The sequence below is a fragment of the Magnetospirillum sp. LM-5 genome (assembly GCF_902729445.1).
In the GTDB taxonomy this organism is placed as follows: Bacteria; Pseudomonadota; Alphaproteobacteria; order Rhodospirillales; family Magnetospirillaceae; genus Magnetospirillum.
Genome location: NZ_CACVCE010000073.1, coordinates 75,349 through 101,379, shown reverse-complemented (window position 1 = coordinate 101,379; position 26,031 = coordinate 75,349). Strand labels below are relative to the sequence as shown.

Annotated in this window: 26 protein-coding genes; 14 read left to right on the top strand and 12 right to left on the bottom strand. The window is 66.2% G+C overall.

Annotated features, from left to right (window positions below; translation table 11 throughout):
- Positions 1-84 precede the first annotated feature (84 nt).
- The gene (locus tag MTBLM5_RS18345) at positions 85-693 is read right to left on the bottom strand and encodes a FecR domain-containing protein (protein WP_254431124.1); all 609 of its coding nucleotides are present in this window, start codon (positions 691-693) and stop codon (positions 85-87) included.
- A gap of 164 nt (positions 694-857) precedes the next feature.
- Here MTBLM5_RS18345 and MTBLM5_RS18340 point away from each other — a divergent pair, with 164 nt between their 5' ends.
- The 4 genes from MTBLM5_RS18340 (at position 858) to MTBLM5_RS18325 (ending at position 4,583) form a co-directional block, all read left to right on the top strand.
- Positions 858-1,430, top strand: coding sequence for a hypothetical protein (locus MTBLM5_RS18340; RefSeq protein ID WP_173977486.1), 573 nt, complete (start codon positions 858-860; stop codon positions 1,428-1,430).
- A gap of 44 nt (positions 1,431-1,474) precedes the next feature.
- Positions 1,475-2,179, top strand: coding sequence for a glutamine amidotransferase (locus MTBLM5_RS18335; RefSeq protein ID WP_173977485.1), 705 nt, complete (start codon positions 1,475-1,477; stop codon positions 2,177-2,179).
- Between the two features lie 78 nt (positions 2,180-2,257).
- A complete protein-coding gene (locus MTBLM5_RS18330) occupies positions 2,258-3,376 on the top strand; it encodes a DUF2336 domain-containing protein (RefSeq protein WP_173977484.1) in 1,119 nt (372 codons plus the stop codon).
- Between the two features lie 40 nt (positions 3,377-3,416).
- The gene (locus MTBLM5_RS18325) at positions 3,417-4,583 is read left to right on the top strand and encodes a hypothetical protein (RefSeq protein ID WP_173977483.1); all 1,167 of its coding nucleotides are present in this window, start codon (positions 3,417-3,419) and stop codon (positions 4,581-4,583) included.
- Between the two features lie 117 nt (positions 4,584-4,700).
- On the opposite strand, the gene MTBLM5_RS18320 is transcribed toward MTBLM5_RS18325, so the two are convergent.
- A complete protein-coding gene (locus tag MTBLM5_RS18320) occupies positions 4,701-8,273 on the bottom strand; it encodes a hydantoinase B/oxoprolinase family protein (RefSeq protein ID WP_173977482.1) in 3,573 nt (1,190 codons plus the stop codon).
- Between the two features lie 141 nt (positions 8,274-8,414).
- On the opposite strand from MTBLM5_RS18320, the gene MTBLM5_RS18315 reads away from it, so the two are divergent.
- Positions 8,415-8,903 carry a prolyl-tRNA synthetase associated domain-containing protein gene (locus MTBLM5_RS18315; protein ID WP_254431123.1) on the top strand — a complete coding sequence of 163 codons (489 nt, stop codon included), beginning with the start codon at positions 8,415-8,417 and terminating at the stop codon, positions 8,901-8,903.
- On the opposite strand, the gene MTBLM5_RS18310 is transcribed toward MTBLM5_RS18315, so the two are convergent.
- Positions 8,811-9,749, bottom strand: a complete 939-nt coding sequence (locus tag MTBLM5_RS18310; RefSeq protein ID WP_173977480.1) for a sensor histidine kinase — start codon at positions 9,747-9,749, stop codon at positions 8,811-8,813. The two genes, MTBLM5_RS18315 and MTBLM5_RS18310, sit on opposite strands and share 93 nt — an antisense overlap.
- A gap of 137 nt (positions 9,750-9,886) precedes the next feature.
- Complete coding sequence (locus MTBLM5_RS18305; RefSeq protein ID WP_173977479.1) at positions 9,887-10,516, bottom strand: response regulator transcription factor; 630 nt, start codon at positions 10,514-10,516, stop codon at positions 9,887-9,889.
- Positions 10,517-10,684: 168 nt separating this feature from the next.
- Here MTBLM5_RS18305 and MTBLM5_RS18300 point away from each other — a divergent pair, with 168 nt between their 5' ends.
- On the top strand, positions 10,685-11,071 hold the full coding sequence (locus tag MTBLM5_RS18300) for a NifB/NifX family molybdenum-iron cluster-binding protein (RefSeq protein ID WP_173977478.1): 387 nt from the start codon (positions 10,685-10,687) through the stop codon (positions 11,069-11,071).
- Between the two features lie 4 nt (positions 11,072-11,075).
- Here MTBLM5_RS18300 and der read toward each other — a convergent pair whose 3' ends face one another.
- From der to MTBLM5_RS18280, 4 genes are all read right to left on the bottom strand, one after another.
- Entirely contained in the window at positions 11,076-12,482 is a 1,407-nt protein-coding gene (gene der / locus MTBLM5_RS18295) for a ribosome biogenesis GTPase Der (protein ID WP_173977477.1), read from the bottom strand.
- Position 12,483: 1 nt separating this feature from the next.
- Positions 12,484-13,797 carry a PQQ-binding-like beta-propeller repeat protein gene (locus tag MTBLM5_RS18290; RefSeq protein WP_173977476.1) on the bottom strand — a complete coding sequence of 438 codons (1,314 nt, stop codon included), beginning with the start codon at positions 13,795-13,797 and terminating at the stop codon, positions 12,484-12,486.
- Between the two features lie 13 nt (positions 13,798-13,810).
- Positions 13,811-14,485, bottom strand: a complete 675-nt coding sequence (locus MTBLM5_RS18285; RefSeq protein ID WP_173977475.1) for a tetratricopeptide repeat protein — start codon at positions 14,483-14,485, stop codon at positions 13,811-13,813.
- A gap of 61 nt (positions 14,486-14,546) precedes the next feature.
- Positions 14,547-15,098 carry a thioredoxin family protein gene (locus tag MTBLM5_RS18280; protein WP_173977474.1) on the bottom strand — a complete coding sequence of 184 codons (552 nt, stop codon included), beginning with the start codon at positions 15,096-15,098 and terminating at the stop codon, positions 14,547-14,549.
- A 111-nt stretch (positions 15,099-15,209) separates the two neighbouring features.
- On the opposite strand from MTBLM5_RS18280, the gene MTBLM5_RS18275 reads away from it, so the two are divergent.
- The gene (locus MTBLM5_RS18275; protein ID WP_173977473.1) at positions 15,210-15,599 is read left to right on the top strand and encodes a hypothetical protein; all 390 of its coding nucleotides are present in this window, start codon (positions 15,210-15,212) and stop codon (positions 15,597-15,599) included.
- Between the two features lie 49 nt (positions 15,600-15,648).
- Here the strand turns inward: MTBLM5_RS18275 and MTBLM5_RS18270 are convergent, their stop codons facing one another.
- Positions 15,649-16,473 (bottom strand): sulfite exporter TauE/SafE family protein, encoded by an 825-nt coding sequence (locus MTBLM5_RS18270; protein ID WP_173977472.1) that lies wholly within the window; start codon positions 16,471-16,473, stop codon positions 15,649-15,651.
- Between the two features lie 73 nt (positions 16,474-16,546).
- Here MTBLM5_RS18270 and MTBLM5_RS18265 point away from each other — a divergent pair, with 73 nt between their 5' ends.
- The 5 genes from MTBLM5_RS18265 (at position 16,547) to MTBLM5_RS18245 (ending at position 20,896) form a co-directional block, all read left to right on the top strand.
- The gene (locus MTBLM5_RS18265) at positions 16,547-17,038 is read left to right on the top strand and encodes a hypothetical protein (RefSeq protein ID WP_173977471.1); all 492 of its coding nucleotides are present in this window, start codon (positions 16,547-16,549) and stop codon (positions 17,036-17,038) included.
- Positions 17,035-18,132 (top strand): S9 family peptidase, encoded by a 1,098-nt coding sequence (locus tag MTBLM5_RS18260; RefSeq protein ID WP_217425060.1) that lies wholly within the window; start codon positions 17,035-17,037, stop codon positions 18,130-18,132. Before MTBLM5_RS18265 ends, MTBLM5_RS18260 begins: the two co-directional genes overlap by 4 nt.
- A gap of 80 nt (positions 18,133-18,212) precedes the next feature.
- Positions 18,213-18,584, top strand: a complete 372-nt coding sequence (locus MTBLM5_RS18255; protein WP_068501068.1) for a response regulator transcription factor — start codon at positions 18,213-18,215, stop codon at positions 18,582-18,584.
- A gap of 16 nt (positions 18,585-18,600) precedes the next feature.
- Positions 18,601-20,649: an exonuclease domain-containing protein gene (locus tag MTBLM5_RS18250; protein ID WP_173977470.1), complete on the top strand. Its 2,049-nt coding sequence runs from the start codon at positions 18,601-18,603 to the stop codon at positions 20,647-20,649.
- Position 20,650: 1 nt separating this feature from the next.
- Positions 20,651-20,896, top strand: a complete 246-nt coding sequence (locus tag MTBLM5_RS18245) for a hypothetical protein (protein WP_173977469.1) — start codon at positions 20,651-20,653, stop codon at positions 20,894-20,896.
- 51 nt (positions 20,897-20,947) lie between these two features.
- On the opposite strand, the gene MTBLM5_RS19080 is transcribed toward MTBLM5_RS18245, so the two are convergent.
- From MTBLM5_RS19080 to MTBLM5_RS18235, 3 genes are all read right to left on the bottom strand, one after another.
- Positions 20,948-21,082, bottom strand: coding sequence for a hypothetical protein (locus MTBLM5_RS19080; protein ID WP_256367186.1), 135 nt, complete (start codon positions 21,080-21,082; stop codon positions 20,948-20,950).
- A 65-nt stretch (positions 21,083-21,147) separates the two neighbouring features.
- Positions 21,148-22,782: an ATP-binding protein gene (locus MTBLM5_RS18240; RefSeq protein WP_173977468.1), complete on the bottom strand. Its 1,635-nt coding sequence runs from the start codon at positions 22,780-22,782 to the stop codon at positions 21,148-21,150.
- Positions 22,783-22,878: 96 nt separating this feature from the next.
- Positions 22,879-23,280 carry a hypothetical protein gene (locus MTBLM5_RS18235; protein ID WP_173977467.1) on the bottom strand — a complete coding sequence of 134 codons (402 nt, stop codon included), beginning with the start codon at positions 23,278-23,280 and terminating at the stop codon, positions 22,879-22,881.
- Between the two features lie 333 nt (positions 23,281-23,613).
- Between MTBLM5_RS18235 and MTBLM5_RS18230 the strand changes: the two genes are divergently transcribed.
- Both MTBLM5_RS18230 and arfB read left to right on the top strand, forming a co-directional pair.
- The gene (locus MTBLM5_RS18230) at positions 23,614-25,473 is read left to right on the top strand and encodes a diguanylate cyclase (protein WP_173977466.1); all 1,860 of its coding nucleotides are present in this window, start codon (positions 23,614-23,616) and stop codon (positions 25,471-25,473) included.
- Positions 25,470-25,895, top strand: a complete 426-nt coding sequence (arfB, locus tag MTBLM5_RS18225; RefSeq protein ID WP_068501084.1) for an alternative ribosome rescue aminoacyl-tRNA hydrolase ArfB — start codon at positions 25,470-25,472, stop codon at positions 25,893-25,895. Before MTBLM5_RS18230 ends, arfB begins: the two co-directional genes overlap by 4 nt.
- Positions 25,896-26,031 lie beyond the last annotated feature (136 nt).

The window sequence follows — 26,031 nt, the reverse complement described above, 5'->3', positions numbered from 1 at the left end:
CCGCAAAAGGAGTCAACGACTAGGCCACCATACATCAAAACGCGCAAAAAGACAAGAACATGACGAGAACATTGCCGCCCCCCATTATTTGAACGGCGGCACCCGTCCGAACAGCCGCTCCAGGGCGATCAGTTCCTGGTCGTTGTGGTTCTTGACCATGAACGGCTCCATCGCCGTCTTGCCGTCCTTCAGCGACAGCAGACGCGGCGCGTCGTGGTGGCGGGTCCGCACCTCCTCGGCCAAAGCGGGGGCGCCTTCGGGAACCATCACCGCATGGCCGTAGCAGACGCAGACATTGGTGGTCCAGGCATCGGTCTCCAGATAGGCGGCGGTGCCGCGGATGCCGACATTGACGTGCGGGGTCTTCAAGGTGATCTGCTTCGGCCCGAACACCGACAAGATGCCGCCGACTTCCAGGTCCAGTTGGCGGATCAATTGACCGCTGGCCGGGTCGCGGCCCAGATCGGCGATGGCGACCTGGGTGACGGGGCGCACCATGAAGCCGTCGTCCCCCAGGGTGAAGGTGGCCTGGCCGGTGGTGCCGGTGGTGATGCGGTCGCCCGGCGCCACCGCCATGCCTTCCTTCGCCCGCTTGCCGTTGACGCGCACCTCGCCCTTGACCGCGCGCATGCGGCTGGCCGGCGGCGCGGCCTGGACCAAGCCGCCGGCCAGCGGTACCAATCCGGTGGCCAACAGACCTCCCACCACCCGGCGGCGCCCGGGATTACAGCAGCGACAGACCATCTTCGTATCCTTTGCTATGCACGCCCGCGATGATACGCCATCGGCCGGCCGGGGGGAACGCCCCCTTCCCGGCCCGGCCGCCCATTCCCATATCCAAGGCAATGGAGGCCCCCATGGGCACGACCGACTGGCGCACCTGGCACCTGCCGCTGTCGCGCGGCACCACCACCCTGGCCGAGGGCTTGGCCGAACTGGCCCGGGTCGGGGCCGACCAGGACGAGATTCCGTTCATCGTCCAGTTGATGGAGAATCCGCGCTACGACATTCCCGGACTCGACCTGATCCACGGGGCGGTGGACCTGGTCAACCATGATTGCATCCACCTTGTGCTGGGGCGCGGCCTGCTGCAGAAGGACGAGGCCTTCGTCATCGGCTTCACCATGGGCTCGACCCGCAAGGTGTCCGGAATCGAGGAGACCTTGTTCACCGCCATCGCCAAGCACCTCTATCCCGGCATCTTCCGCTTTGACGACGACGACGTCCGGGTGTTCCGCGACGCCGTGCGGCTGGCCTGGATCTCGGCCTGCCGGCGCCTGGACCGGGTCGATTTCACCCACTTTGGCGCGCACCCTTTGGGCGAGCTGCGGGCCGAGCTGGGCATCGAGACCGACCTGCTGGCCAGCTATTACCGGCTGGAAGCCAAGCGCCATCCCGACTCGCCCGAATCCTTGCGGCTGCTCGACTAGTTTTCGCAATCGTGGTTCAATGCGGCTCCTTCAGGGGGAGGACCATGAAGACCTGCGTCGCCATTTCCCATGTCGCCTTCGAGGATCTGGATTGCCTGGCCCCCGTGCTGGCGGCCAGGGGCTTCAAGGTGACCATGCTGGACGCGCCCACCGCGGACCTGACCGGCCTGGACCCGCTGGCGGCCGACCTGTGGGTGGTGCTGGGCGGCCCGATCGGCGTCTATGACGAAGCCGACTACCCCTTCCTGACCACGGAAATCGCCCTGCTCAAGGCCCGCCTGGCCGCCGACCGCCCGACGCTGGGCATCTGCCTGGGCGCCCAATTGATGGCGCGCGCCCTGGGCGCCAGGGTTTATCCCAACCCCAACGGCAAGGAATTGGGCTGGGCGCCCCTGACCCTGACCGAGACCGGGCGCAACTCGACCATGGCCGCCATCGACGGGCTGGCGGTGCTGCACTGGCACGGCGACACCTTCGATCTGCCGCACGGCGCGCAAGGACTGGCCTCGACGCCGGCAACCGCCAACCAGGCTTTTTCATGGGGATTGAAGGGTCTGGGCCTGCAATTCCACGTCGAAGCCAGCCAGATCGGCCTGGAACGCTGGTTCGTCGGCCATGCCGGCGAGATCGGCGCCACCCCACAAACCTCGGTGTCGCAGCTGAGGCAACAAACGGCGGCCCACGCCCCACGCATGGAAGCGGCAGGCGCCGTCATGCTGGGGCGTTGGCTTGATCAGGTATGTGTGTAACTATTCGTCAACCCGGAGCGTCGATAGTGGTGATCTTGGGGATTATCACGCGGCGCGCTTAACGGACGGAAGAAGACCTTGGTTGAGCAGACTTTGAACGAAGCAGACGTCTCGCGGCTGCTGGCCAGCCCGACACCGGACGTCCGCGCCGAAATCGCCGGCAAGATTGCCAGCCAGCACCCCGACCTGAGCGCCGACCAGCGCCGAATGGCCGAGGAAATCTTCCGCCTGATGGTCAAGGACGCCGAGGTCCGCGTGCGCGAGGCGCTGGCCAAGCAGCTGAAGGAAAACCCGCTGGTTCCGCACGACGTGGCCGTCTCGCTGGCCCGCGACGTCGAATCGGTGGCGTTGCCGATGCTGCAATTTTCCGAGGTCCTGAACGACGAGGACCTGATCGAGATCGTCAAAAGCCAAAGCCACGACAAGCAGGTGGCGGTGGCCAACCGCGCCCACGTCTCGGCCCAGTTGTCGGAAGCCCTGGTCGATACCCGCGACGAAGCGGTCGTCGCGACCTTGGTGTCCAACGAAGGCGCCGAAATCTCGGAACGGACCCTGACCAAGGTCGCCGAGGAATTCGGCGCATCGGACAGCGTCGGCAGGACCCTGATCGGCCGCAAGTCGCTGCCGGTCACCGTGGCCGAACGGCTGATGCTGAAGGTCTCGGAAAATCTGCGCCAGTCGCTGATGAACCGGCAGGACCTGTCGCCGGAAGCGGCCGCCAACATGCTGATCCAGGCCCGCGAGCTGGCGGTGCTTGGCCTGGCCGAGGCCGATACCGACGTCCACAAGTTGGTCGATCACCTGTACCGCAACGGCCGCCTGACGCCGTCGATCATCCTGCGCGCGGTGTGCATGGGCGACATGACCTTCTTCGAATCGTCGATCGCCAAGCTGGCCCGCATCAAGCTGGAGAACGCCCGCACCCTGATCCACGACGCCGGGCGTCGCGGTTTCGAGGCGCTGTTCGACAAGGCCGGTCTGCCCAAGGCGTTCTATCAGGCCATGCGCGCCGCCATCGACGTGTCCTACGAGATGGAATATGACGGCGGCCCCAATGATCGCGAGCGCTTTTCCCGGCGCATGATCGAGCGTATCCTGACCCAGTATGGCGACCTGGGGGTCCAGTTCGAAAACGACGATCTGGAATATCTCCTGGCCAAGATGAACGATCTGCCGGCGACCATGCTGAACGAATAGTCCGTCAACGCGACGACGGCAAAAGGGGATCTGGGAAGGGATGGCTGACAAGGGAAAGCCGGCTGCCAAGCCTGTCGATAAGGACGCGGCTCAGCGCAAGGAAATCATCCGCACCATCAAGGGGCCGGTCACCGACCGCCTGCTCGAACTGATCCCCGCCTTCGCCGCCTATGAAGACCCCTATGGCACCATCCTGGCGACGCCCGATCTGCTGTTCGCCTGCCTGACCCTGGTCAAGACCCGGCGCGACAAGTTCCAGGAATTCCTGGTCAATACCGCCGGCGATCCGGTGATGGACGACCAGACGCCGTTGCGCTGCGACCGTTCGGTCGATCAGATCGTCGGCATGGTGGTGCGTTCGGCTGCCAAGGCCTATTCCGACAAGCGCTGGGGCTCGGCCCATACGCCGGCCGCCAAGATCGTCCACAAGCCGGAAACCAAGTCGATCCTGGACAAGCTGAGCGAACTGGTCCGCGGCAAGTGGAGCGAGGCGGAAGTTCCCAAGCCCAGCGCCACCCAGGGCGACAAGTTCTATGCCGCCATCAAGGATCATCTGGATTACGACTGGCAGGTGCCGCTGATCCCGTATTTCGCCGAAATCCCCATCAAGCTGATCAACGAACTGGGTCGCGGCGTCACGACGCTGCGCACCCCCGAGGGCATCGCCGCCCTGGCCGACATCGGCCGTCATTCGATGGATTCGGCCCGCAAGATCCTGTCCGACGACATGATGCGCGAGATGCTGGACACCCAGCCGCTGGCCGCCAAGGGCGTGGCCTTCCTGGGCAAGGAGCGTTACGAGTTCCTGCATGGCGCCGTCTACGAGCGTATCGGCGACAAGTTCTGGGAAGTCTGCGTCGATTGCGACCGCCTGGAAGCGATGGAGGTGCAAAACGCCAAGGACCTGGAGCAGATGTCCGCCTGGCTGCATCTGATTTCCGGCGAAACCATCAACCAGATCGTCCGCTTCCTGCAATTCCACCAGATCCCGGTCTTCCTGGAAGTGGCGCTGGACAAGCTGGGCGAGGAGAAGTTCAAGGACATCTTCGGCCCGCCCGGCAACAAGAAGCTGATCAAGATGTTCTGCGAGAAGACCTCGAAGACGCCGCTGGACCCCAACGATCCGATCGAGGATCTGAAGCGCCGCCTGCCCGACGTCTTCGGCGCCTATCTGCGTGCGCCGGCCGACTTCGAGAAGGGGCTTTAACGTCGGCCTTTACGGCGCCAGCCTTTTCTATCCCGAGGCCATCTGCATCAGCGGCGATTGCAGCAGTTGGCCGGGCATGGGGATTCTGGCGCTCGGCAAGCCCAAGCCGACAGTTCCCTAACAGCCCCCATAGCCGCCGCCGCCCGGCGTCTCGATCACCAGCACGTCGCCCGCATTCATCTCGACCAAGGCGGTGCCGGCCAGGTCCTGAACGGACCCGTCGGCCCGTTCGACCCGGTTCGCGCCCTTCATCCCGTCGCCGCCGCCCGCCAGCCCGAACGGCGCCACCGACCGGCGGTTGGACAAGATGGCGGCGGTCATCGGCTCCAGGAACTTCAGCCGCCGCACCACCCCATCGCCGCCGGGATGCAGACCCACGCCGCCGGACCCTCGGCGAATGGAAAAGCCGTCCACCAGAACCGGGAAGCGCCATTCCAGCACTTCCGGATCGGTCAGCCGCGAGTTGGTCATGTGGGTGTGCACCGCCGAGGCGCCGTCGAAACCCGGCCCGCCCCCGGCGCCGCCGCAGATGGTCTCGTAATATTGGTGGCGGTCGTCGCCGAAGGTCAGGTTGTTCATGGTGCCCTGACTGGCGGCCATGGCGCCCAGCGCCCCCATCAGGCAATCGACGATGGCCTGGCTGGTCTCGACATTGCCGGCGACCACCGCGGCGGGCGGACGCGGTGCCAGCATCGAGCCCGGGGGGATGACCAGGGTCAGGGGCTTCATGCAGCCTTCGTTCAGCGGAATGGCATCGTCGACCAGGGTGCGAAAGACATACAGCACGGCGGCCCGGGCGATGGCGGTGGGCGCGTTGGCATTGCCCGGCCGCTGGTCCGAGGTGCCGGTGAAGTCGATCACCGCCGATCGGGTGACCGGATCGACGGTGACGGCGACCCGGATCACCGCGCCGTCATCCATGCGGGTCTCGAAGCTCCCGCTATCCAGGCCGGCCACCGCGCGCCGCACCGATTCCTCGGCGTTGGCCTGGACGTGGCCCATATAGGCGGCGACGGTGTCGGCGCCGTAGCGCCTGGTCATGGCCAGCAATTCGCGCAAGCCGGTCTCGTTGGCGGCCAGTTGCGCCTGCAGGTCGGCCAGGTTCTGGCGCAGGTTGCGCACCGGCCAAGGGCCCTTGGTCAGCAGGTCCGTGATGGCCTGCTCGCGAAAGCCGGTGGAATCCACCAGCCGCATCGGCTCGATCAGCACCCCTTCCTGATCGACGCTGGTCGATAAGGGCGGCATCGAGCCGGGCGTGATGCCGCCCAGATCGGCGTGGTGCCCGCGTGAGGCGACGAAGAACAGCGGCCGGTCCCCATCGAAGACCGGGGTGACGATTGTGACGTCGGGCAGATGGGTCCCACCGGCATAGGGCGAGTTCAGCACGAAGGAGTCACCCGGCCGGATGGTGTCGCCGAAACGCTCGAGCACCACCCGCACGCTTTCGCCCATGCTGCCCAGATGAACCGGGATGTGCGGCGCGTTGGCCACCAGGCCGCCCGAGCCGTCGAACAGCGCGCAAGAGAAATCCAAGCGTTCCTTGATGTTGACCGAATGGGCGGTGTTGGCCAGCACGGCGCCCATCTGCTCGGCGATGCTCATGAACAGGTTGTTGAAGACTTCCAGCAGCACCGGATCGACTTCGGTGCCGGCGGCGACCATGTGCGGCCGGGGCTCGACCCGGCGCAGGATCAGATGGCCGTAAGGGTTCATTTCGGCCTGCCAGCCGGGCTCGACGATGGTGGTGGCGGTGGCCTCGACGATCATCACCGGCCCCGGCAACCGATCGCCCGGGGCCAGGTGTTCGCGACGGTAAACCGGCGCCGGCCGGCTGACCCCGCCGCTGAACATCATGACCTCGCCGGCCGGAGCCGGCGGGGTGCCGGTTCGGTCGGGCAGCACGGGCTCGGACGGGGGCTCGCCGCCGCCGGTCAGTTCGACCGACACCGCCTCGACCACCAGGGCGCGGTCCATGACGAAGCCGAAGCGCTGACGGTGGGCCAGCTCGAAGGCCTGGGCCAGGGCTTCGGGTTCGGCCGCCGGCACCTCCAGCGCGGTGTCCGAACCCTGATAGCGCACGAACACCTTGCGCGTCGTGCGCATGTCGGCCCGTTCGATTCCTTGGCGTTCCAACTCGCAGCGGCCCTCGGCCTCGAGATCGGCGAAGGCGCGGTTAAGCAGCGGCGCGCATTCGCCGTCCAACGCCGCCTCGATGGCGCGTTCCTTCAGCACCGAAAGATCGGCCACCCCCATGCCATAGGCCGACAACACGCCGGCCAGCGGATGCAGGAACACAATCTCCATCCCCAGGGCGTCGGCCACCAGGCAGGCATGCTGGCCGCCGGCACCGCCGAAACAGGCCAGGGCATAGGTGGTGACGTCATAGCCGCGCGCCACGCTGACCTGCTTGATGGCGTTGGCCATGTTGAGCACGGCGATGGACAGGAAGCCCTCGGCCACCTGTTGGGGCGAGCGGCCATCGCCGATGCGCCCGGCCAGGGCGTCGAAGGCGGCACGGGTGGCGGCCAAATCCAGCGGCTGGGCGCCGTCGGGGCCGAACACCTGCGGGAAGAAGTCGGGGTTCAGCTTGCCCAGCAAAAGATTGCAGTCGGTCACCGTCAGCGGCCCGCCCTTGCCATAGCAGGCAGGCCCCGGATGGGCGCCGGCCGAATGGGGACCGACCCGGAAGCGGGCGCCGTCATATTCCAGCACCGAGCCGCCCCCGGCCGCCACCGTGTGAATATGCATCATCGGCGCACGAATACGCACGCCGGCGACCTGGGTGTCGAAACTGCGTTCGAAGGCGCCGTCCCAGTGCCAGACGTCGGTCGAGGTGCCGCCCATGTCGAAGCCGATCAGATGGTCCAACCCGGCCAATCGGGCGGTGGCGACGCCGCCGACCACGCCGCCGGCCGGCCCGGACAGGATGGCGTCCTTGCCCTGGAAGCGCCGGGCGTCGGTCAGCCCGCCCGAGGATTGCATGAACATCAGCCGCGTGCCGCCCAGATCGGCGGCGACGCGATCGACATAGCGGCGCAGCACCGGCGACAGATAGGCGTCGGCGACACAGGTGTCGCCGCGCCCGACCGCCTTCATCAACGGGCTGGCCTGGTGCGACAGGCTGACCTGGGTGAAGCCGATCTCGCGCGCCAGGCGGCCGATTTCCAGCTCGTGCTCGGGGAAGCGATAGGCGTGCAGACACAAGACGGCCACCGAGCGGATGCCGGCATCATAGGCGTCCAGCAGCCCCTGCGTCGCCGTCAGGCGGTCCAGCGGGCGCAGCACCTCGCCCTTCGGGCCGATCCGTTCGGGAATCTCGATCACCCGCTCGTACAGCATGTCGGGCAGGCGGATGGCGCGGGCGAAGATGTCGGGACGGTTCTGGGTGCCGATGCGCAACAGGTCGGCGAAGCCGGCGGTAACCGCCAGCGCCACCCGGTCGCCCTTGCGTTCCAGCAAGGCGTTGGTGGCCACCGTGGTCCCCATCTTGACGCAATCGACCAGACCCGGCTCGATGGGCTGACCGGCGGAAAGGCCCAGGAAACGGCGGATGCCGGCCAGGGCGGCATCGTCGTAATGGCCGGGGCTTTCCGACAGCAATTTCAGGGTCAGATGGTCCCCGTCGGGGGACCGTGCGACGATGTCGGTGAAGGTCCCGCCCCGGTCGATCCAGAATTGCCATCCGGTCATGAAGCGGACTCCGCCCGTGTTGGATGGAAATGGTACCCCCAATTCCCCTCCGACGGAAGACCGCCCGGCCCACCGTTGCGTCGGCGCCGCGACTATGATGATCTATCCAAAGCCGCCATTGACACCGGAGATCGACCGACCTTGCCCCTTACGCCCGAAGCATTACTGGCCCACCTTGGCGAGTTGGGGATCACTGTCACCACCCACCGCCACGCCCCGGCCTTCACCGTCGAGCAGGGCAACGAAGTGTGGGGCAACATCCCCGGCATCCATTGCAAGAACCTGTTCCTGAAGGACGGCAAGGGGCGGCTGTGGCTGGTGGTGGCGCCGGCCGACAAGCGGATCGACCTGAAGCGTCTGCCCGGCGCCATCGGCGCCGCCAGGCTGTCCTTCGGCTCGGCCGAACTGCTGGGCGAGGTGCTGGGGGTCGAACCGGGCTCGGTGACGCCGTTCGCCTTGATCAACGACCAGCACCACAGGGTAACCCCGGTGCTGGATTCCTGGATGATGGATCAACCGCTGTTGAACTACCACCCGCTACGCAACGACATGACCACCACCATCGCCAGCGCCGATTTCCGCCGTTTCCTGGCCGCTACCGGCCATCGCCCCGAAATCCTGCTGCTTTAGGTGCAAGGCCAGGCCGCCCGGCGGACCGGATAGGACCTCGACCCGCCCGCGCAATTGCGCCACCAGAACCGCCACCATGCGCGCCCCCAAGCTCGCCGGGTCGAGCCCGGCCAGGCCCGACACCACGATCGGGCCGCCCGGAGACAAGGTAATCGAGACCGCCCCCCTGGCGACCGACAACCATTCCTGGACGATCAGAGCGGCGGGGATCGCCCTGTCGATGGTCAGCAGCAATTTGCCGCCCCCGATGGTCACCGTCGGCAAGGGCCGACCGTCCTCACGCTGGCGGGCCAAACCCTCGACCAGGGGGGCCAGGATGGCGGCGAAGTCCACCGCGCCCGGGCTGCCTTGGCGATACAGCACCTCGTGGACCGAGGCCAAGGTCAGGATCCGGCTGCAGGCTTCCTCGAACGGCCAGCGCATCGGGCTGTCGCCCAGGCGCCAGGATTGCATCCGCAGCATCGCCGACACCACCTGCAGGCTGTTCTTCACGCGATGGTGAATCTCTTGCAGCAAGGCGCGGTTATCGTCTTGGATGGCCGCCAGCTCGGCGGCCAGATCCGCCGGCACCGAACGCGGCGATGCCACCACCAGCCCGCCACCGGCCGGCCGCGCCCGCCATTCCCATTCGCCGCCGATGACCGCCGACTGTGGCTGCCCTTCCGACCGCACCCGATCGCAAAGCGCCCCCAAATCGGCGAACAAAGCCGTCCGGTCCCGCAGGCAATCCTGTGCCGCAAGATTGGCGAAGGCCAGACGTCCATCGCCATCGATCGCCACGATGGGATCGGGCAATGCCGCCAGGATTGCGGCCTGGGTGTGAAAATCGCTGCCGTCGGCTCCCACCGCGGATGGCCTCCTGCTTGCCACGTGGCATCGCCAGGAAACACTACGAACGGGGCGGAGCGGTAGATTGCGAAGGAACGAGGACGCTCGTCCTTTCGACCGATCCCTCGTCCAAACGAACGAGAAATCGGCACACACTAGTCGATCAGGCCGCGGCGAATGGCGTAGGTCGCCAATTCCGCCGAATTGTGCAGATCCAGCTTCTGCATGATCTTGGTGCGATGGGTCTCGACGGTCTTGACGGCGATGGACAAGCTGTCGGCGATTTCGCGATTCTTCAGGCCCTGGGCGATCAGGCGCAGGACCTCGCTTTCGCGGCCGGTCAGCGACACCGGGTTGGCGTCGCCCTCCTCCAGGTGGGATTTGACCAGGGCGGCGTCGATCCCCGGCCCCAGATAGCTCTTGCCGGCACGAACCGAACTGATGGCCGCCATCAATTCCTCGTGCCCCAGCTTCTTCAAGGCATAACCATCGGCGCCGGCCGCCAGGGCCTCGGCGACGCGACGCTCGCAATTGGCGATGGTCAGCACCAGAACGCGGACCTGCGGCGCCACCCGCTTGATGCGTCGGGTCGCCTCGACACCGTCCAGGACCGGCATGGTCAGATCCATCAGCACAATGTCGGGGCGCAGGGTCCGGGCCATCGCCACGGCAGCTTCGCCATCTTCGGCTTCACCAACGATCTCGACATCTTCCGGCTTCAGCAAAGCCGCCAGCCCTTGACGGACCAAAAGCTGATCCTCGGCGATCAGGATTCGAACGGGCACGCCTTATACCTCCGCCAGATTGATCAGTGGCTGCTCAACCGCAACCATGCACGATTCGTGAGGGGGAATCGAGGGGTGAAAACGCCCCCGCGCATAGAACAATCCTTGCACCATTAGTTCATGTGGGCAATATTTAGTCATAGTTGATCATAGATGAATTTTTGAGCAATGAAGATCGCCGTCGCCAGTGCCGATTTCACCAAAGTCAGCGGCCATGCCGGGCGCGCCCGCAAGTGGCTGGTGTTCGCCGTCGCCGAAGACGGCGCGGTGACCGGGCCCGAACGGGTCGAGTTCGGCGCCGATCAGGTCTTCCACCACCATCCTGACGACCAGGCCCATCCCTTGGACGGCATCACCGTCCTGATCGCCCAATCGGCCGGCGACGGGTTCCTGAAGCACATGGCCAAGCGTGGCGTCGAAGCGGTACTGACCGCCGAAACAGACCCCCGCGCCGCCATCGACGGCTTCCTGGCCGCCAAATTGCCGCCCCCCAAGGCCAGGCCGATCGGGTCGTTGATCTGCAAGACCATCGACCTGTTCAGCCCGCACAAATAGGCGGTCAGCCCTTGTTGGCGTAGGGATTGCGCCCGGCCCGCACGTAAAGGCGGATCGGCACGCCCGGCAGCTTGAAGCTCTCGCGCAGGCCGTTGATCAGGTACCGGCTATAGCTTTCCGGCAATTCCTCGGGCTTCGAGGCGAAGATCACGAAGGTCGGCGGCCGTGCCTTGGTCTGGGTCATATAGCGGATCTTGATGCGCCGCCCGCCCGGCAAAGCCGGCGGCGGATGGTGGCTGACCACCTCTTCCAGCCAACGGTTCAACTGCGAGGTCGGGATGCGGCGATTCCACACGGCGTGGGTATCTTGCACGGCATCCATCAGGCGGGGGATGCCCTTGCCGGTCAAAGCGCTGATGGTCACCGCCGCCAGGCCGCGGGCCATCGGCAGCGATGTTTCGCAGCGATCCTTCAGGCGCTTCAGCGCTTCTTCCGGCTTATCGACCGCGTCCCACTTGTTGATGGCCAGCACCAACGAGCGGCCTTCCTCGATGACCATGCGGGCGATGGTCAGGTCTTGCTTGTCGAGGATCGCCGCCTGATCCAGCACCAGCACCACCACCTCGGCCAAGCGGATCGCCTCGAGGGTGTTGGACACCGACAGCTTCTCGACCGGGTCGTCGATGTTGGCGCGCTTGCGCAGGCCCGCGGTATCGACCAGCCGGAAACGCCGGCCGCGATGCTCCCACTCCACCGTGACGGCGTCGCGGGTCAGACCGGCCTCGGGGCCGGTCAGCATGCGGTCCTCGCCCAGCAGGCGGTTGACCAGCGTTGATTTGCCGACATTGGGCCGCCCGACGATCACCAATTGCAGCGGCCGTTCGGGCCGGTCCTCGGTGGTGATCTCCTCGTCATCGACGACGATCTCGTCGGGGAACGGCTCTTCTTCCTCGTCCTCGTCGTCCAGGGCGCCGGCCGCCTTGGCATAGGGCATCAAGGCGTCGAACAGTTCGGCCATGCCCTCGTTGTGCTCGGCCGACAGCGGCACCGGCTCGCCCAGGCCCAGAGCGTAGGATTCGTAAAGGCCGGGCGCGCCGGCCTTGCCCTCGCATTTGTTGGCCACCAGGATGACCGGGGTCTTGGACCGACGCAGCAGGTCGCCGAAATGGCGATCCAGCGGGGTGACGCCGGCGCGGGCGTCGATCAGCATCAAGACGACATCGGACTCGGCCACCGCCTGATCGGTCTGGCGGCGCATGCGCGCCTCGATGGAATCGCCGGTGGCGTCCTCGAAGCCGGCGGTGTCGATGACACGGAAATCCATGCCCAACAGCGTGGCGTCGCCCTCGCGGCGGTCGCGGGTGACGCCGGGCATGTCGTGGACGATGGCGACCCGGCGGCCGACCAGACGATTGAACAGGGTCGATTTGCCGACATTGGGCCGGCCGACGATAGCTACGGTGAAAGTCATGTCAGTGATAAGCCACCAAGTCGGCGTCGTCGGTCAAGAAGAACAAGGTCTGCAAGGCCACCGACGGCGAGATCGTGACGCCGTCCGAGATCGACAGGCTGCCCAACACCTGCCCGGTATAGGGCGACAGCGACAGCAGCTTGCCGTGCGAACTGGCGACGATCAGGCGGTCCGAGGCCAGCACCGGCCCGGCCCAGATGATGCGGCCTTCACGGTCCTCGATATCCTTCCACATCTGCACCTGGGTCACCCACAACAACTGACCGGTCTTGGCGTCCATCGCCACCACCTCGTTGTTGTTGGTGATGACGAACAGGAAGTCGCCGGCCACCCACGGGCTTTGAATGCCGCCGATCTCGCGTTCCCACAGACGGCGGCCCGAGCGCAGGTCCAGCCCGACCATCATGTCGGCATGGCCGATGGCATAGACGCGGTTGCGATCGATCACCGGACGGCCGCGAATGGCGATCAGCGAGCCGACGCTTTCAGTGCGGCGCACCGCGGCCAATTGCTCCTGCCACAGGACCGAGCCGTTCTCGAGGCGCAGTGCGAACAATTCGCCCGACGAATAGGGTACGACCACGGTGTTGCCGTCGATGGCCGCGCTGTTGCCGCCCAGGACGCTCGCGACCTCGGCGATGCCCTGATGGGTCCACAGCACGCCGCCATCCTCGGCGGCAAGGCAATGGGTCTGGTTATCGACGGTGATCACCACCACCCGGCCACCGCGCACGGTCGGCGCGCCGCGCATCGGTCCCGACAGGGTCTGGCGCCAGCGGACCTGGCCCGAGGCGGCGTCCAACGACACCACCTGGGCGAAGCCGGTCGAGATGAACAATTGCCCGTCCTCATAGGCGATGCCGCCGCCCGAGAAGGTGTCACCCTCGCCCTTCGGCGTGATATCCACCGCCCACAGCTTCTTGCCGGTGCGGACGTCGAAGGCACGCACCTCGGTATCGGCGTCCAGGGTGAAGACGCGACCGTCGGCGATGATCGGCTGGGACAGCAGCTTGGCCCGCTTGCTCGAACCGGTGCCGATGCCCGACCGCCACACGCGGTCCAGGCGGTCGCCGACCTCCATGTGATGCATGGCATGGTTGGCATAGCCGCCCGATTGCGGCCAATCGTCGTTGGGTTCCGGCGGCGGCAGGCGGATTTCCACCGGCTCGCCCTTGATCTCGGGCTCGATGGCCTTTTCGCGCGACAGCACCGAGACGCGCTTGCCCGGCAGGGGCGGCGCCTCTTTTTCACCCACCCAGGAGCAGCCCGACAAAATGACCGTCGCCGCCACCAAACATGCCAGTCGCCGCATCATGCCCAGCCCCCCCTTACTTGGCGCCGCCCAGGGCCGCCAGCATTTCGGCGGCGCGGGCGCGCAACCCCTGCGGCGCCGCCTGGTCGTCGGCGATCTTGCGGTAGATGTCGGCGGCCTTGGCATTGTCGCCCTTCTTGGCGGCGGCCAGGGCCAGGATCTCGCGGGCGGAATGCCGCCAGGCCGAGGATTCCACCGACAGCGGCTCGGCCAGCTTCTCGATGGCGGCCGGATCGGCGCTGTCGAGCTTGAGATAGGCCGCCTTGAGGCGGGCGACGTCGCGATAGGTGGCGTCGGCGCTGCTGGCGGCGATCTTCTCGTACAAGGCGGCGGCGCCCCCCAGGTCGCCGGCTTCCTGACTGAGGTCGGCCAGCTTCAGCTCGGCCAGCACGCGATAGCCCTTGGTGCCGTCGACGACCAGCTTGCCCAGGATGGTCTGGGCCTGGTCGCGCTTGCCCTGCTCGATCAGCCGGGTCGCCTCGTTGAAATGGACGCTGGATTGCTGGCGCTGCTTGGAATCCCAGGCGTTCCAGCCCTGGAAGCCGGCGACGGCCATCACCAGCACCGCCGAGGCGGCGACGAACAGACCGCCATAGCGTTTCCACAGGGATTCCAGCCGCTCTTGCCTAAGATCCTCGTCAACCTCCTTGATCAGAAGGTCGGTGGCGGCATCATCGGTCGGTTTGGTCAAGGCATGTCTCTCCCGGGAACGAACGGCGGTACCATAGCTGCCGCCTTGGCCGGAAGCAAATCTAACTCTTCCATTTGATCGAGCAGCCCATGCTGGCGACCTGTTCGGCCGGCCCTCGCCCGGTTCGCGCCACCTGGGTCATGGCGTCGAACAGCTCGCGCCGGGCGTCGGCCGGGCCGGCCTCGCGCTTCGAGGCGTCCAGCCGGCCGCGATATTGCAGCCCCAGCGCGCCGTCGAAACCGAAGAAGTCCGGGGTGCAGACGGCGTCATAGGCCCGCGCCACCGCTTGCGTCTCGTCGAATAGATAGGGAAAGGTGAAGCCGTGGCTGGCGGCGAAAAGCGCCATGTTGTCGAACGAATCCTCGGGGTAGGCTGCAGTGTCGTTGGACATGATCGCCGCCACGCCGATGCCCTGGCCTTGCAAGCCGGCAACGTCGCGCACCAGGCGATCGACGATGGCCTGGACATAGGGGCAATGATTGCAGATGAACATGATCAAGGTCCCATTGGGGCCTTGAATGTCGGCCAGCGACCAAAGCTTGCCATCGGTTCCCGGCAGGCGGAAATCCGGGGCCTTCCATCCGAAATCACACAAGGGGGTCTCGACCGCCATCGCCTCGCCTCGTCCGTTAAGCCTTTGTTTGCCGGCCTTGGCCTACAATTCCTTTGACCCGATCCGGCGTTCGCGCTCACTATAAGTCAACATGACATGGGGTCATAGAACATGATCAGGCTTTGCGCCCCCCTGGCCGCCCCTCTGGCAGCCGTACTGCTTCTGTCCAGTTGCGCCTTCGTCGGGCGCGAAGGCATCGAGACCGAGGTCGCCAATGTGGGCGACTTCAATCTCTTCATGAATCTCGAGGTGTTGAGCGTCATCAACACCCGAAAGACCATGGGCGACCATGTCGCCACTTGGATCACCGGCAAGGATTGCTCGACCGTCCGCGCCCAGCGCGAGGGCGTGTGGTGCGTCGATTGGCCGGCGCCGCCATCGCCGCCGGCGCAGGTCTATTGCTATGCCTCGATCGCCAAGCCCAGTTGCTACTCGCAGCCCTATAACGAAGGCAACGACCGCCTGATCGGCTTCGTGCCGGCGGCGATCCCGGTGCGCTAAGGGCTGCCTTTGGCGCGCCCGTGCCGGGCGGTTCAGTCGCCACTCGGGCTTAGAAAATTAAAGTCCAGATCATCCGCGCGGCGGTGACGGCCAGGAACACGGCGAACACCCGGCGCAGCACCATGCGATCCAACTTCAGTGCCAACCTGGCCCCGAATGGCGCGCAGGCGGCCGAGGTCGGCACGATCAGCGCCAATCCCACCAGGCTGACGTAACCCAGGCTGAAGGGCGGCAGATCGGGATTGCCCCAGCCGCCTGCGATGAAGCCCAGGGCACCGGGAACGCCGATGATGAAGCCCATGGCGGCGGCTGTGCCGACGGCGCGATGGACCGAGGTGCCGTACATGGTCATCACCGGCACGGTCATGGTGCCGCCGCCGATCCCCATCAGGGCCGACAACATGCCGATGGTTCCGCCGATCACCAGGCGGCCGATTCCGCAGGGCAAACGATCCCCCAGCTTCCAGTCCGGATTGCCCAGCGCGATCTGGACGGCCAGAACACAGGCGACGATGGCGAAGATGGCCGTCAGCAACGGGCCGCGCAGGTGGGCGGCCACCGCTGATCCCGCCAGCACGCCGGCGACGATCACCGGGCCGTAGCTCTTCAAGAATGCGGAATCGACATTGCCTTGCCGCCAATGGGCGCGGGCCGACGACCAGGCGGTGGCGACGATGGTGGCCAGAGAGGTGCCCACCGCCACCTTGATGCGCACACTATCGGCCACGCCGACCTGGCCCAGAATGGTGAACAGCACCGGCACCAGCACCAAACCGCCGCCGATTCCCAGCAGCCCGGCGACGATTCCGGCAAAGGCGCCGGCCGCCAGCAGCAGCCCGGCCAAGGGCGCCAGGGTGATAAGATCGTTTTCCATCGGCCTGCTCTATACGGTGTCGGCACGGATGATGCTACAGTCGCGTCACACAAGGCAGATCAGACGGGGACGCATGTCGGACGGACCGACGCCGGAACAGCAGGCCGAATATCTGGTGCGCAAGATGGAACAAGTCATCCGCGACAACCGCACGGTCAAGGGGATGAGCTTTCGCACCTGGCAGGCCATCGCCAAAGAGGAAATCGCCAACGCCATCCGCGATGCCGAGAAGCGCCATGTCGACCGCGACCGCACCATCAGCCGCATCGCGCTGCTGGGCTCGGGGGCGATGGTCAGCATCGGCTTCTGGGGCGCGGTGGTGGCGGTCGATCGGTCCTATGGCGGCACCGCCGCCCTGGTGGCGCTGGCGGCTGGGGCCATGCTGTTGTTCTTCGCCGGCGAATGGGGCCTGAAGCGGGCCTCGGCGGAATGGTCCAAGCACAAGCGGGCCGAGCGCCTGGCCAACATCGAGGCCCTGGATTTGCGCATCAAGCGCATGGAGGCCGCCCTTCGCAAGAAAGAGGAGCGCCTGAAGGAAAAGATGGAAGAGGTCGGCCTGCTGTGAAGAAGACCGCGCTGGTCCTGATGGTGCTGTTGGCCATCGCCGGCTGGGCCACCGCCAGCGGCACCCTGCCCCGCGCCATTGATGCCGCCCTGCTGCTGGGCGACCTTCTGGCCGACGGAAAGCCCAGCCTGTTGCAGCGCGTGACCGCCCGGCCGGCGCGGCAAAGCGTGACCATCGGCGACACCCATGCCGATCTTTACCTGCCGGCCGAAAAGGCTCGGGCCGGGCTGGTGCTGGTGCCGGGCGCCGACCGCTCGGGCAAGGACCATCCCCGCCTGGTGGCCCTGGCCGAGACCTTGGCCCGCCTGCGCTTCCTGGTCGTGGTCCCCGACATCGCCAACCTGCGCCGCCTGGAATTGTCGGGCGCCGACCGCCGCCCCATCGCCGCCGCAGCAGGCTGGCTGGCCAGCGAACGTCATCTGGACCGCGTCGGCGTGGTGGCGGTGTCCTATGGGGTGCTGCCGGCGGTGCATGCCGCCCTGGAGCAGACAGCGGTGACCTTTCTGCTGGGCATCGGCGGCGCCTATGACCTGAAGGCTGCGGCGACCTTCTTCACCACCGGGGCCTATCGCCAGGGGCCCGGGCAGGACTGGATGCACGCGGTCCCCAATGCTTATGGCAAGTGGGTGTTCGTGCGCTCGAACCTGGGACGTCTGGACGATTCGGCCGATCGCGCCGCCCTGGACGGCATCGCCCAACGGCGCCTGAATGATTCCGCCGCCGGCATCGACGATCTGGTCGGCTTGTTGAAGCCGCAGGGTCGGGCGGTGATGGCCCTGCTCGACAATACCGACCCGGCCCGCGTGCCGGCCCTGCTGGACAAGTTGCCGCCGCGCATCAAGGCCGAGATCGCCCAGTTGGACCTGGCACCCCGCGACCTGTCGCCCCTGGCGGCCCGGCTGATCCTGGTGCACGGCCAGGACGACCGCATCATCCCATGGACCGAAAGTGCGGCCCTGGCTCGCATGGCGCCCCGGGCCCAGCTGTTCGTGCCCACCAAACTGGCCCATGCCGAACTGCGCCCGAGCGGGCTGTCCGACGCGGTGATCCTGTGGCGCGCCGCCCTGGCCTTCCTGGAGGCGGCCGGCCCATGACAGGCCCAGGAATGCGTGTTAGAGTCGGGACCTTGCGACCATCGCGGCAGACGATGGCGGACAGACAGGAGGAGTGAAGCGTGGCGGCATCGGTCCTGGTGGTGGACGACGAACCCAATATCGTCTTGTCGCTGGAATTCCTGCTCAAGCAGGTCGGCTACACCGTGCATGTCGCCCGCGACGGCGAAGCGGCGCTGGAGGCGGTCGCCCAGTTCAAGCCCGGCCTGGTCCTGCTGGACGTGATGATGCCCAAGCGTGACGGGTTCGACGTCTGCCAGACCATCCGCGCCAATCCCGACTGGAACGACATCCGCGTCATCATGCTGACTGCGCGCGGCCGCGAGGTCGAGCGCGAAAAGGGCCTGGCGCTGGGCGCCGACGATTACGTCACCAAACCCTTCTCGACCCGCGACGTGGTCGAGAAGGTCCGTCAAATTCTCGGCACCCCCTAGGGATCGGAGCCCAGCCATGCCCGATCGCGCCAAGGTCGCCCTTCGGATCGGCGGCGTCGGCGCGTTGGCCGCCGTGGTGGTCGCAGGCACGGCCTTGCTGGCCCGCGACATGGACCGCGACAGCGCGCTGATGCTGGCCCTGGCCGGCGCCGGATTGATCGCGGCGGCCCTGGCCTTGCTGTGGCAACGCCTGTCGGTGCTTTTGTTCGACCCGCTGGCGGCGTTGTCGGCCGAGTTGACCGCCATCGCCGAGCAGCGCCACGGCGAGCGCGCCCTCCATCTTGCCGATGGCCACGGTCTGGGGTCGGTGCTGGCCCCCTTGCTCCGTCTGCTCGACCGCCTGCGGGCCGACCGTCATCAGGCCGAAGCGGCGGCGTCCCGCACCAGTGCCCAGCTGGCCGAGCGGCAATCGTGGCTGGATGCCGTGCTGGCCGACCTGTCGGACGGAATCCTGGTGGTGGCCACCGACCACCGGGTGATCCAGGCCAACCCGGCCGCCGCCCGCCTGCTGGGCGAGGATATCGCGCCCGGACAGCCGCTGTTTGCGCTGGTGACCCGCGAGCCGGTGCTGCATGTCCTGGCGCAATTGTCGATGCCCGGCCATCCCTCGGCCAGGTCGGCGGCGATGGTGTGCGCCACCACCGACGCCAGCCGCCTGCTGCACGGCCGGCTGACGGTGATCGCGGGATTCGGCGGCTATCTGATCCGCCTGTCCGATTCCGGCCGGGACGACGCGGCGCTGGAGCGCGACAATGCGCTTAGAAAGGCGATCACCCAGGACCTGCGCCGCCCGATCGCCAACCTGCGCGCCGCCGCCGAGACCATTTCCACCTTCCCCGACATGACCGCGCGCGAGCGCGCCGCCTTCGACGAGGTGGTGGTCGAGGAATCGACCATCCTGTCCCAGCGTATCGAGGAACTGGAATCCGACTTCCTGGCCCGCTCGGACGCCCAGGGTGTGATGGCCGACATCTATTCGCTGGACCTGTTCAATTGCCTGGCGCGCGACTGCGCCAGGGACCGCATCGGCCTGACCATGGAGGGAATCCCGCTGTGGCTGAAAGGCGACGCCCAGTCGCTGCCCTTGGTCCTTCATTCCCTGATCCTGCGCCTGCGCCACGAAACCGGGCGCACCAGCTTCGATGTCGAGGCCCTGCTGGCCGACCGCCACGTCTATCTGGATATCTCGTGGTCCGGCCCGGCCATCGCCTCGTCCAGCCTGGATGCCTGGCTGAGCCGGACGCCCGACGGCTCGTCCGACCGCCGATCCTTGCGCGACATCTTGGACCAGCATGGATCGGAACCCTGGAGCCAGGTGCTCAAGGGCAAGGACCGCGCCATCCTGCGCCTGCCCTTCCCGGCCCCCGAGCGCTTGCAATTCACCCCGTCCGACCAGCGGTCGGCGCCACGGCCGGAATTCCACGATTTCGCCCTGATGCGCGCCCATTGCGACGCCGGCCCGCTGTCCGACACCCGTCTGTCCGCCTTGTCCTTCGTGGTGTTCGATTGCGAAACCACCGGCCTGCGCCCCGACGACGGCGACGCCATCATCCAGATCGGCGCGGTCAGGGTGGCCGGCGGCAAGGTGCTGACCACCGACACCTTCGACCGGCTGATCAATCCCGGCCGGCCGATCCCGCCATCCAGCACCATTTTCCACGGCATCACCGATGCGATGGTCAAGGACAAGCCGCCCCTGTCGGTGGTCCGGCCGCAATTCCTGGATTTCGCCGCCGGATCGATCCTGGCCGGCCACAACGCCGCCTTCGACCTTCGCTTCCTGCTGGCCGGCCAAGCGCCCCCGATCTCGGCCCCGGTGGTCGATACCATGCTGCTGTCCGGCCTGGCCGATCCCGGCGCCGATTCCAGCCTGGACGCCCTGGCCCGCCGGCTGGGCGTGTCGGTGCCGCCCCATCGCTCGGCCCTGGCCGACGCGCTGACCACCGCCGACGTCCTGGTCAGGCTGGTCGAGCGGCTGGAAGCGCGTGGCCTGGTCACCCTGGGCCAGGTGCTCGCCGCCGCCCGCGATTCCTGCGCCATCAACGCCACCATTGGGGCCGACTGACATGGCCCGGCCGGCTCGCCCGCAACGTCTGCGCCTGGCCCGGCCATCGGGCCGCAAAGAGCGGCTGACCGCCGCCTTCCTGCTAGGGCTGGCGCTGTTCTTCCCGCCCTTCCTGGCGGTGGCGTCGAAGGATCACGCCATCGCCGGCATCCCGCTGCTGTATCTGTGGCTGTTCGGCGGCTGGGCGGCGCTGATCGCGGTGATGGCGCTGGTGGTCGAATTTTCCGGCGACGACGGCCCCTCATAAACAAAAGGCCGCCCAAGGGCGGCCTTTCGTGGTTCGACCAAGCTTTGTCGCTTAGTGATGACCGTGACCGTGGCCGTGACCATGGCCGGCATCGGCGCCAGCCGCCGGGCCGATGCACTGGACCAACAGATAGATCGCGCCACTGGCCACCAGGAACGCGATGAAACCGACCAGAACACCGGACATGACGGGGCCTCCCACTTCTGAAGATCAAATCTGGCCGGCAAGGTCGCATGCCGGAACGGTTGCCGTCAACCGGCCCGGCGTGCCGCCTCGGCCGGATCGAGCAGGGTGAACAGAAAGCGGGCCCCCTGCCCCAGGCTGGATTCGACGCGGATGTCGCCGCCCAGGCGGTGGACGATGCGCCGACACAGGGCCAGCCCGACACCGGCGCCGCTGCCAGTGCCGGGCGGGTGCAGGCGCTGGAAGAACTCGAAGATCTTCTCGGAATATTGCGGATCGATGCCAATGCCGTTGTCGGCGACGCAGAATTCCCAGGTGCCGTCGGCGGCCGGCCGCGCGGAAACGGTGATTTCCAGCGGGCGCGTCGGGTCACGGTACTTGACCGCGTTGTCGATCAGGTTCTGGAACAGGCTGACCAACTGGGTCGGGTCCCCCATCACCGTCGGCAGCGGCCCGACCGAAATGGTGGCGCCGATCTGATCCATGTCGGTCCGGGTATAGGACAGGATGTCGTCCAACAACTCGGCCGTCGGCACCGGAACCAGTTCGCGGCCGGCGCCTTCCACCCGGGCATAGTTCAACAGATCGATCACCATCTGACTGACTCGGTGGGCTCCGTCGGTGATGAAGGACAGGAATTCGTCGGCTTCGGAATCCAGCCGCCCGCGATAGCGGCGCTCGAGCAACTGGGCGAAACTGCCGATGGTGCGCAGCGGCGTCTGCAGGTCGTGCGACGCGACATAGGCGAAGCGTTCAAGGTCGGCGTTCGACCGCTCCAGCTCGCGGGTCTTCAAGCCCAGCGCCCGGCTGCGGATCTCGCGGTCGATGATGTAGCGGGCGGTGGCGAAGCTGAACAGCACCACCAGGACGAACATCCCCGCCAACAGCAAGCGCGACCGAACCAGAGCGGGATCGTTCTTGTCCCAGCCGCCTTTCGGGATCGCCGCCAGCCGCCAGCTGCCATAGGGCAGGCGCACGTCGGCCTCGACCGGGGACTGGGCGAACAGCCCTTCGCGGCCATGGAACACCGCGCCGGCGGCGCCCAGGCCGTCGCGGCCGCGGATGGCCACTTCGATCGGCAGGTCGTCGCTTTGCAGGCCGGCGTCGGCCAAGGTTGCCGGAACGTCCAGAATGATGTTGACCATGCCGAAGAACCGGCTGTCGCCGTCGACGAACACCGGAAGACGCGCGATCAGGCCGGTGCCGCCCTGGATCAGCGGAATCGGCCCCTGCATGATCGCCTTGCGGGTCTCCATCGCCTTCACCACCAAGGCGTACTGGGCCGGGATCGAGCGGTAATCGACGCCGATCACGCTTTCATTGCCGGCCAGCGGATAGCTCATTGCGATCACCATGCCACGGCTGACCACCATGTTGCGGACATTGCGATGGCCGCGCAGCAGATACTCGGCGGCGCGGTCGAACTCGGCCTGGGTGATGTCGCCGCGGGCGATGATCTGGGCGGCCATGCCGCGGATACGCAGAAGCGGGTCGTACAAGCCGGCTTCAAGCCGCGACCGGATGGTGTCGAGCTGGACCATCGCGCGCAGCCGCTCGGCCTCGCGCCAACGCTGGCGCTCGACCCTATCGACGTGAAGAAGGGCGGCACCGCACAGAAGACAGACCACACAGGCGGCCAGCCAGGGCAGGACATGACGCCGCCCCGTGCCAACCCAGCTGAACCCGAAGGACTGAAAATTCATTCCGCGCCATCCCCCACCGTCGGTATGGACCGAGGCGCAAAATTCGTCAACCCCAAGTCTAATATCCCCCCAGCCACGATGCCCGACAACGCTCGGTCAGTCCGAGACATTCTCCAATCGCCGGACCCGAGCCGCCACCGTCTCGATCCGGCATCGCAGATGATCAAGACCTTCCAGACATTGGTAATCGTCGTCACCCGGGGTCCCGACCTCACCCGGATGGATCTCGCCCAATTCGCGCGCCAAAGCCACGAACGGCTCGACCTCCATGTCGCGTCCCTGAACCGCCCGATAGGCGCAGGCCCAGCACACCAACGAAATAATCTCGGCCGTCACTGTTCCGGTCGCACGGACATAGGACAGGCAATTCTCGGCCCCCTGGATGCCGGCGGGAATGCCGCCGCGCAAAAGAGCGCGCAGGTCACAGGCAATGTCCATGACCTCGTCATAAAGCGACTCGGCCAGGCGGGACCCCAGTTCGGGAAGAACGACGTTCATTGAGCCACCTTCTAAGGTTCCGAGTCGCCCCGGGGTGAATGAATTGTCAACGCAGCGCAAACAAATGGTAACTGGCGATTGCTTACCGCGCCTTCCGAACCCCTATTACTTGCACGCTAATACCAAAGGTATGGATGCGCAAGGGTCGGTGCCGCAGATCAGCCATGCATGGCGAGTGCTGGTGAAGAATCATTCCAAAGACATGGCGGCCATGCAGGCTCACCCAGCCGTTGCCCTCGGCAGCCGGGCCGATTATTCTCCGCAGCGGAACAGGGACGTTGCGGCGAATTCGAGGGAAGTCCGCCGGCATTCTTTTGGGGGAGACAGTCGGCGATGAATCTCAACGCCAAAGTGACGATGTTTTTTGCGGCGATGTCCATTGGCCTGCTGGTCATCCTGGTGGCCATCAGCCTTTACGCCTTCCGCAGTTTTTCGATCGTCTCGTCGTCGGAACACATCCGTACGGCAGCGGAAATCGTTCGCGTCCACCTGACCGAATCGATGATCAACGGCGTCATCGACAAGCGCGAGAGCTTCCTCAAGCGCCTGATGGAGGTGCAGGGCCTGGCTTCGGCCCGGGTGGTGCGCTCGCCCATGGTCGAGCAGCAGTTCGGCAAGGGCCTGAGCCAGGAAACCGCGTCCGACGACATCGAAATCCAGGTGCTGCGCGACGGCAAGGCCCAGTACGAGATCGTCGAGACCTCGGACGACACCCTGATCCGCGGCACCATCCCCTTCATCGCCACCAACCGCGGTTCGCCCAATTGTCTGGAATGCCATCAGGTTCAGGAAGGCATGGTGCTGGGCGCGGTCACCATGCAGGTCTCGATCGGCAGCCTGAAGAACAAGGCCTTGCTGACCGTCGGCGGCATCGTCGTGGTCGTCACCTTGTTCTCGCTGGTGGCGATCATGCTGATCCGCCGCATGATCCAGCCGATCTCGACGACCGCCGAGAACGTCGAGGTCGCGGTGCAGCGCGCGCTGCGCGGTGACTTCAAGGCCAAGGTCGATCAGTTGACCAACGACGAGTTGGGACAGATCGCCACCGACATGAACCGGCTGCTGAACTTCCTTGATGACGGCCTGAACCGGATCGGCGCCAACGTCGCCCGCCTGACCAGCCGGACGCCGTCGCCCGACGAGAACCAGTTGACCGCCACCATCGACATGGTCGAGGGACTGACCAAGGCCGCCCACTTCAAGCAGGCGATCGAAGAGGACGAGACCAAGGCCGAGATCCATCAGCGTCTGGCCAAGGCGCTGAGCGGCGAATTCGGCATCAACGAGTATTCCATCTACGAGATGGTGGCCAACAAGAACCAGATGACGCCGCTGTTCGTCGATGGCGTTTCCTCCGACAGCTGCCGCTGGTGCGACCCGCAGATCCTGGTGCGCAGCGAAGGCTGCCGGGCGCGCCGCACCGGCCATGTGGTCGACGGCACCTTGAACCCCGGCATCTGCTATTCCTTCCTGCCGCCCGAGGGCGAAACCGGCCGCAATCACATCTGCCTGCCGGTGATCCAGTCGGGCGGGGTCGGCAACGTCTTGCAGATCGTCACCAAGGATGCCGACGAGACGCGCATCCAGGGCCTGCTTCCCTATGTCTCGGTCTACCTGCGCGAGGCCGCGCCGGTGCTCGAGACCAAGAAGCTGATGGAAACCTTGCGCGAATCCTCGCTCAAGGACCCGATGACCGGGCTGAACAACCGCCGCTTCCTGGAAGAATATGTCGATACGCTGATTTCCAACGTCCAGCGCCGCAAGGGTCGCCTGGGCGTGATGATGCTGGATCTCGACTTCTTCAAGATGGTCAACGACACCTACGGCCACGATGTCGGCGACGTCGTCATCAAGACCCTGGCCAAGGTGCTGCGCCAGACCGTGCGGACCTCGGACATGGTGATCCGCTATGGCGGCGAGGAATTCATGATCGTGCTGGTCGATGCACCGCCCGAGGATGTCGACCTGATCGCCGAGAAGATCCGCGCCTCGGTCGAGGCGATGGAGATTCACGCCGGCACCGTGTCGCTGAAGAAGACCATCTCGATCGGCGTTGCCGACTTCCCCAACGACAGCGACACCTTCTGGCAGGCGGTCAAGTTCGCCGACGTCGCCCTGTATCAGGCCAAGGAAACCGGCCGCAACCGGGTCATCCGCTTCAACCCGGACATGTGGACGGACAAGCAATATTGATCCCCATTACCCGCCGTATCCAACTCGACGACCGCGAGATCGAAGAAAGCTTCTCGCGGTCGTCGGGCCCCGGCGGACAGAATGTGAACAAGGTCGAGACGGCGGTCGAGTTGCGCTTCGACGTGCGCAACAGCCCGTCTTTGCCCGACGAGGTCAAGGCCCGGCTGGAAAAACTGGCCGGGCGGCGCCTGACCCTTGACGGCGTGCTGATCGTCACCGCCCAGGAACATCGCTCGCAGGATCGCAATCGCGCTTCGGCCCTGACCAAGCTGGTCGAGCTGATCCGCGAGGCGGCCAAGCCGCCGCCGCCCAAGCGCCGCCCGACCAGACCGACCAAGGGCAGCCAGGAACGCCGGCTGGAAAGCAAGGGCAAGCGCGGCCAAACCAAGGCGCTGCGCCGCGACCGCCCGTCCCACGACTGACCGGTCGGCGGGGCGCCACCACGGCTAATACTTTGTTAGCCCCTGGAAATTCGGATTTCATCGCCCAAGCTAAAAGGGGCCTCCACAGGTGTCGAACAAGGATACCCGGCGATGAATGCAGCCTGCGGCCTTACCT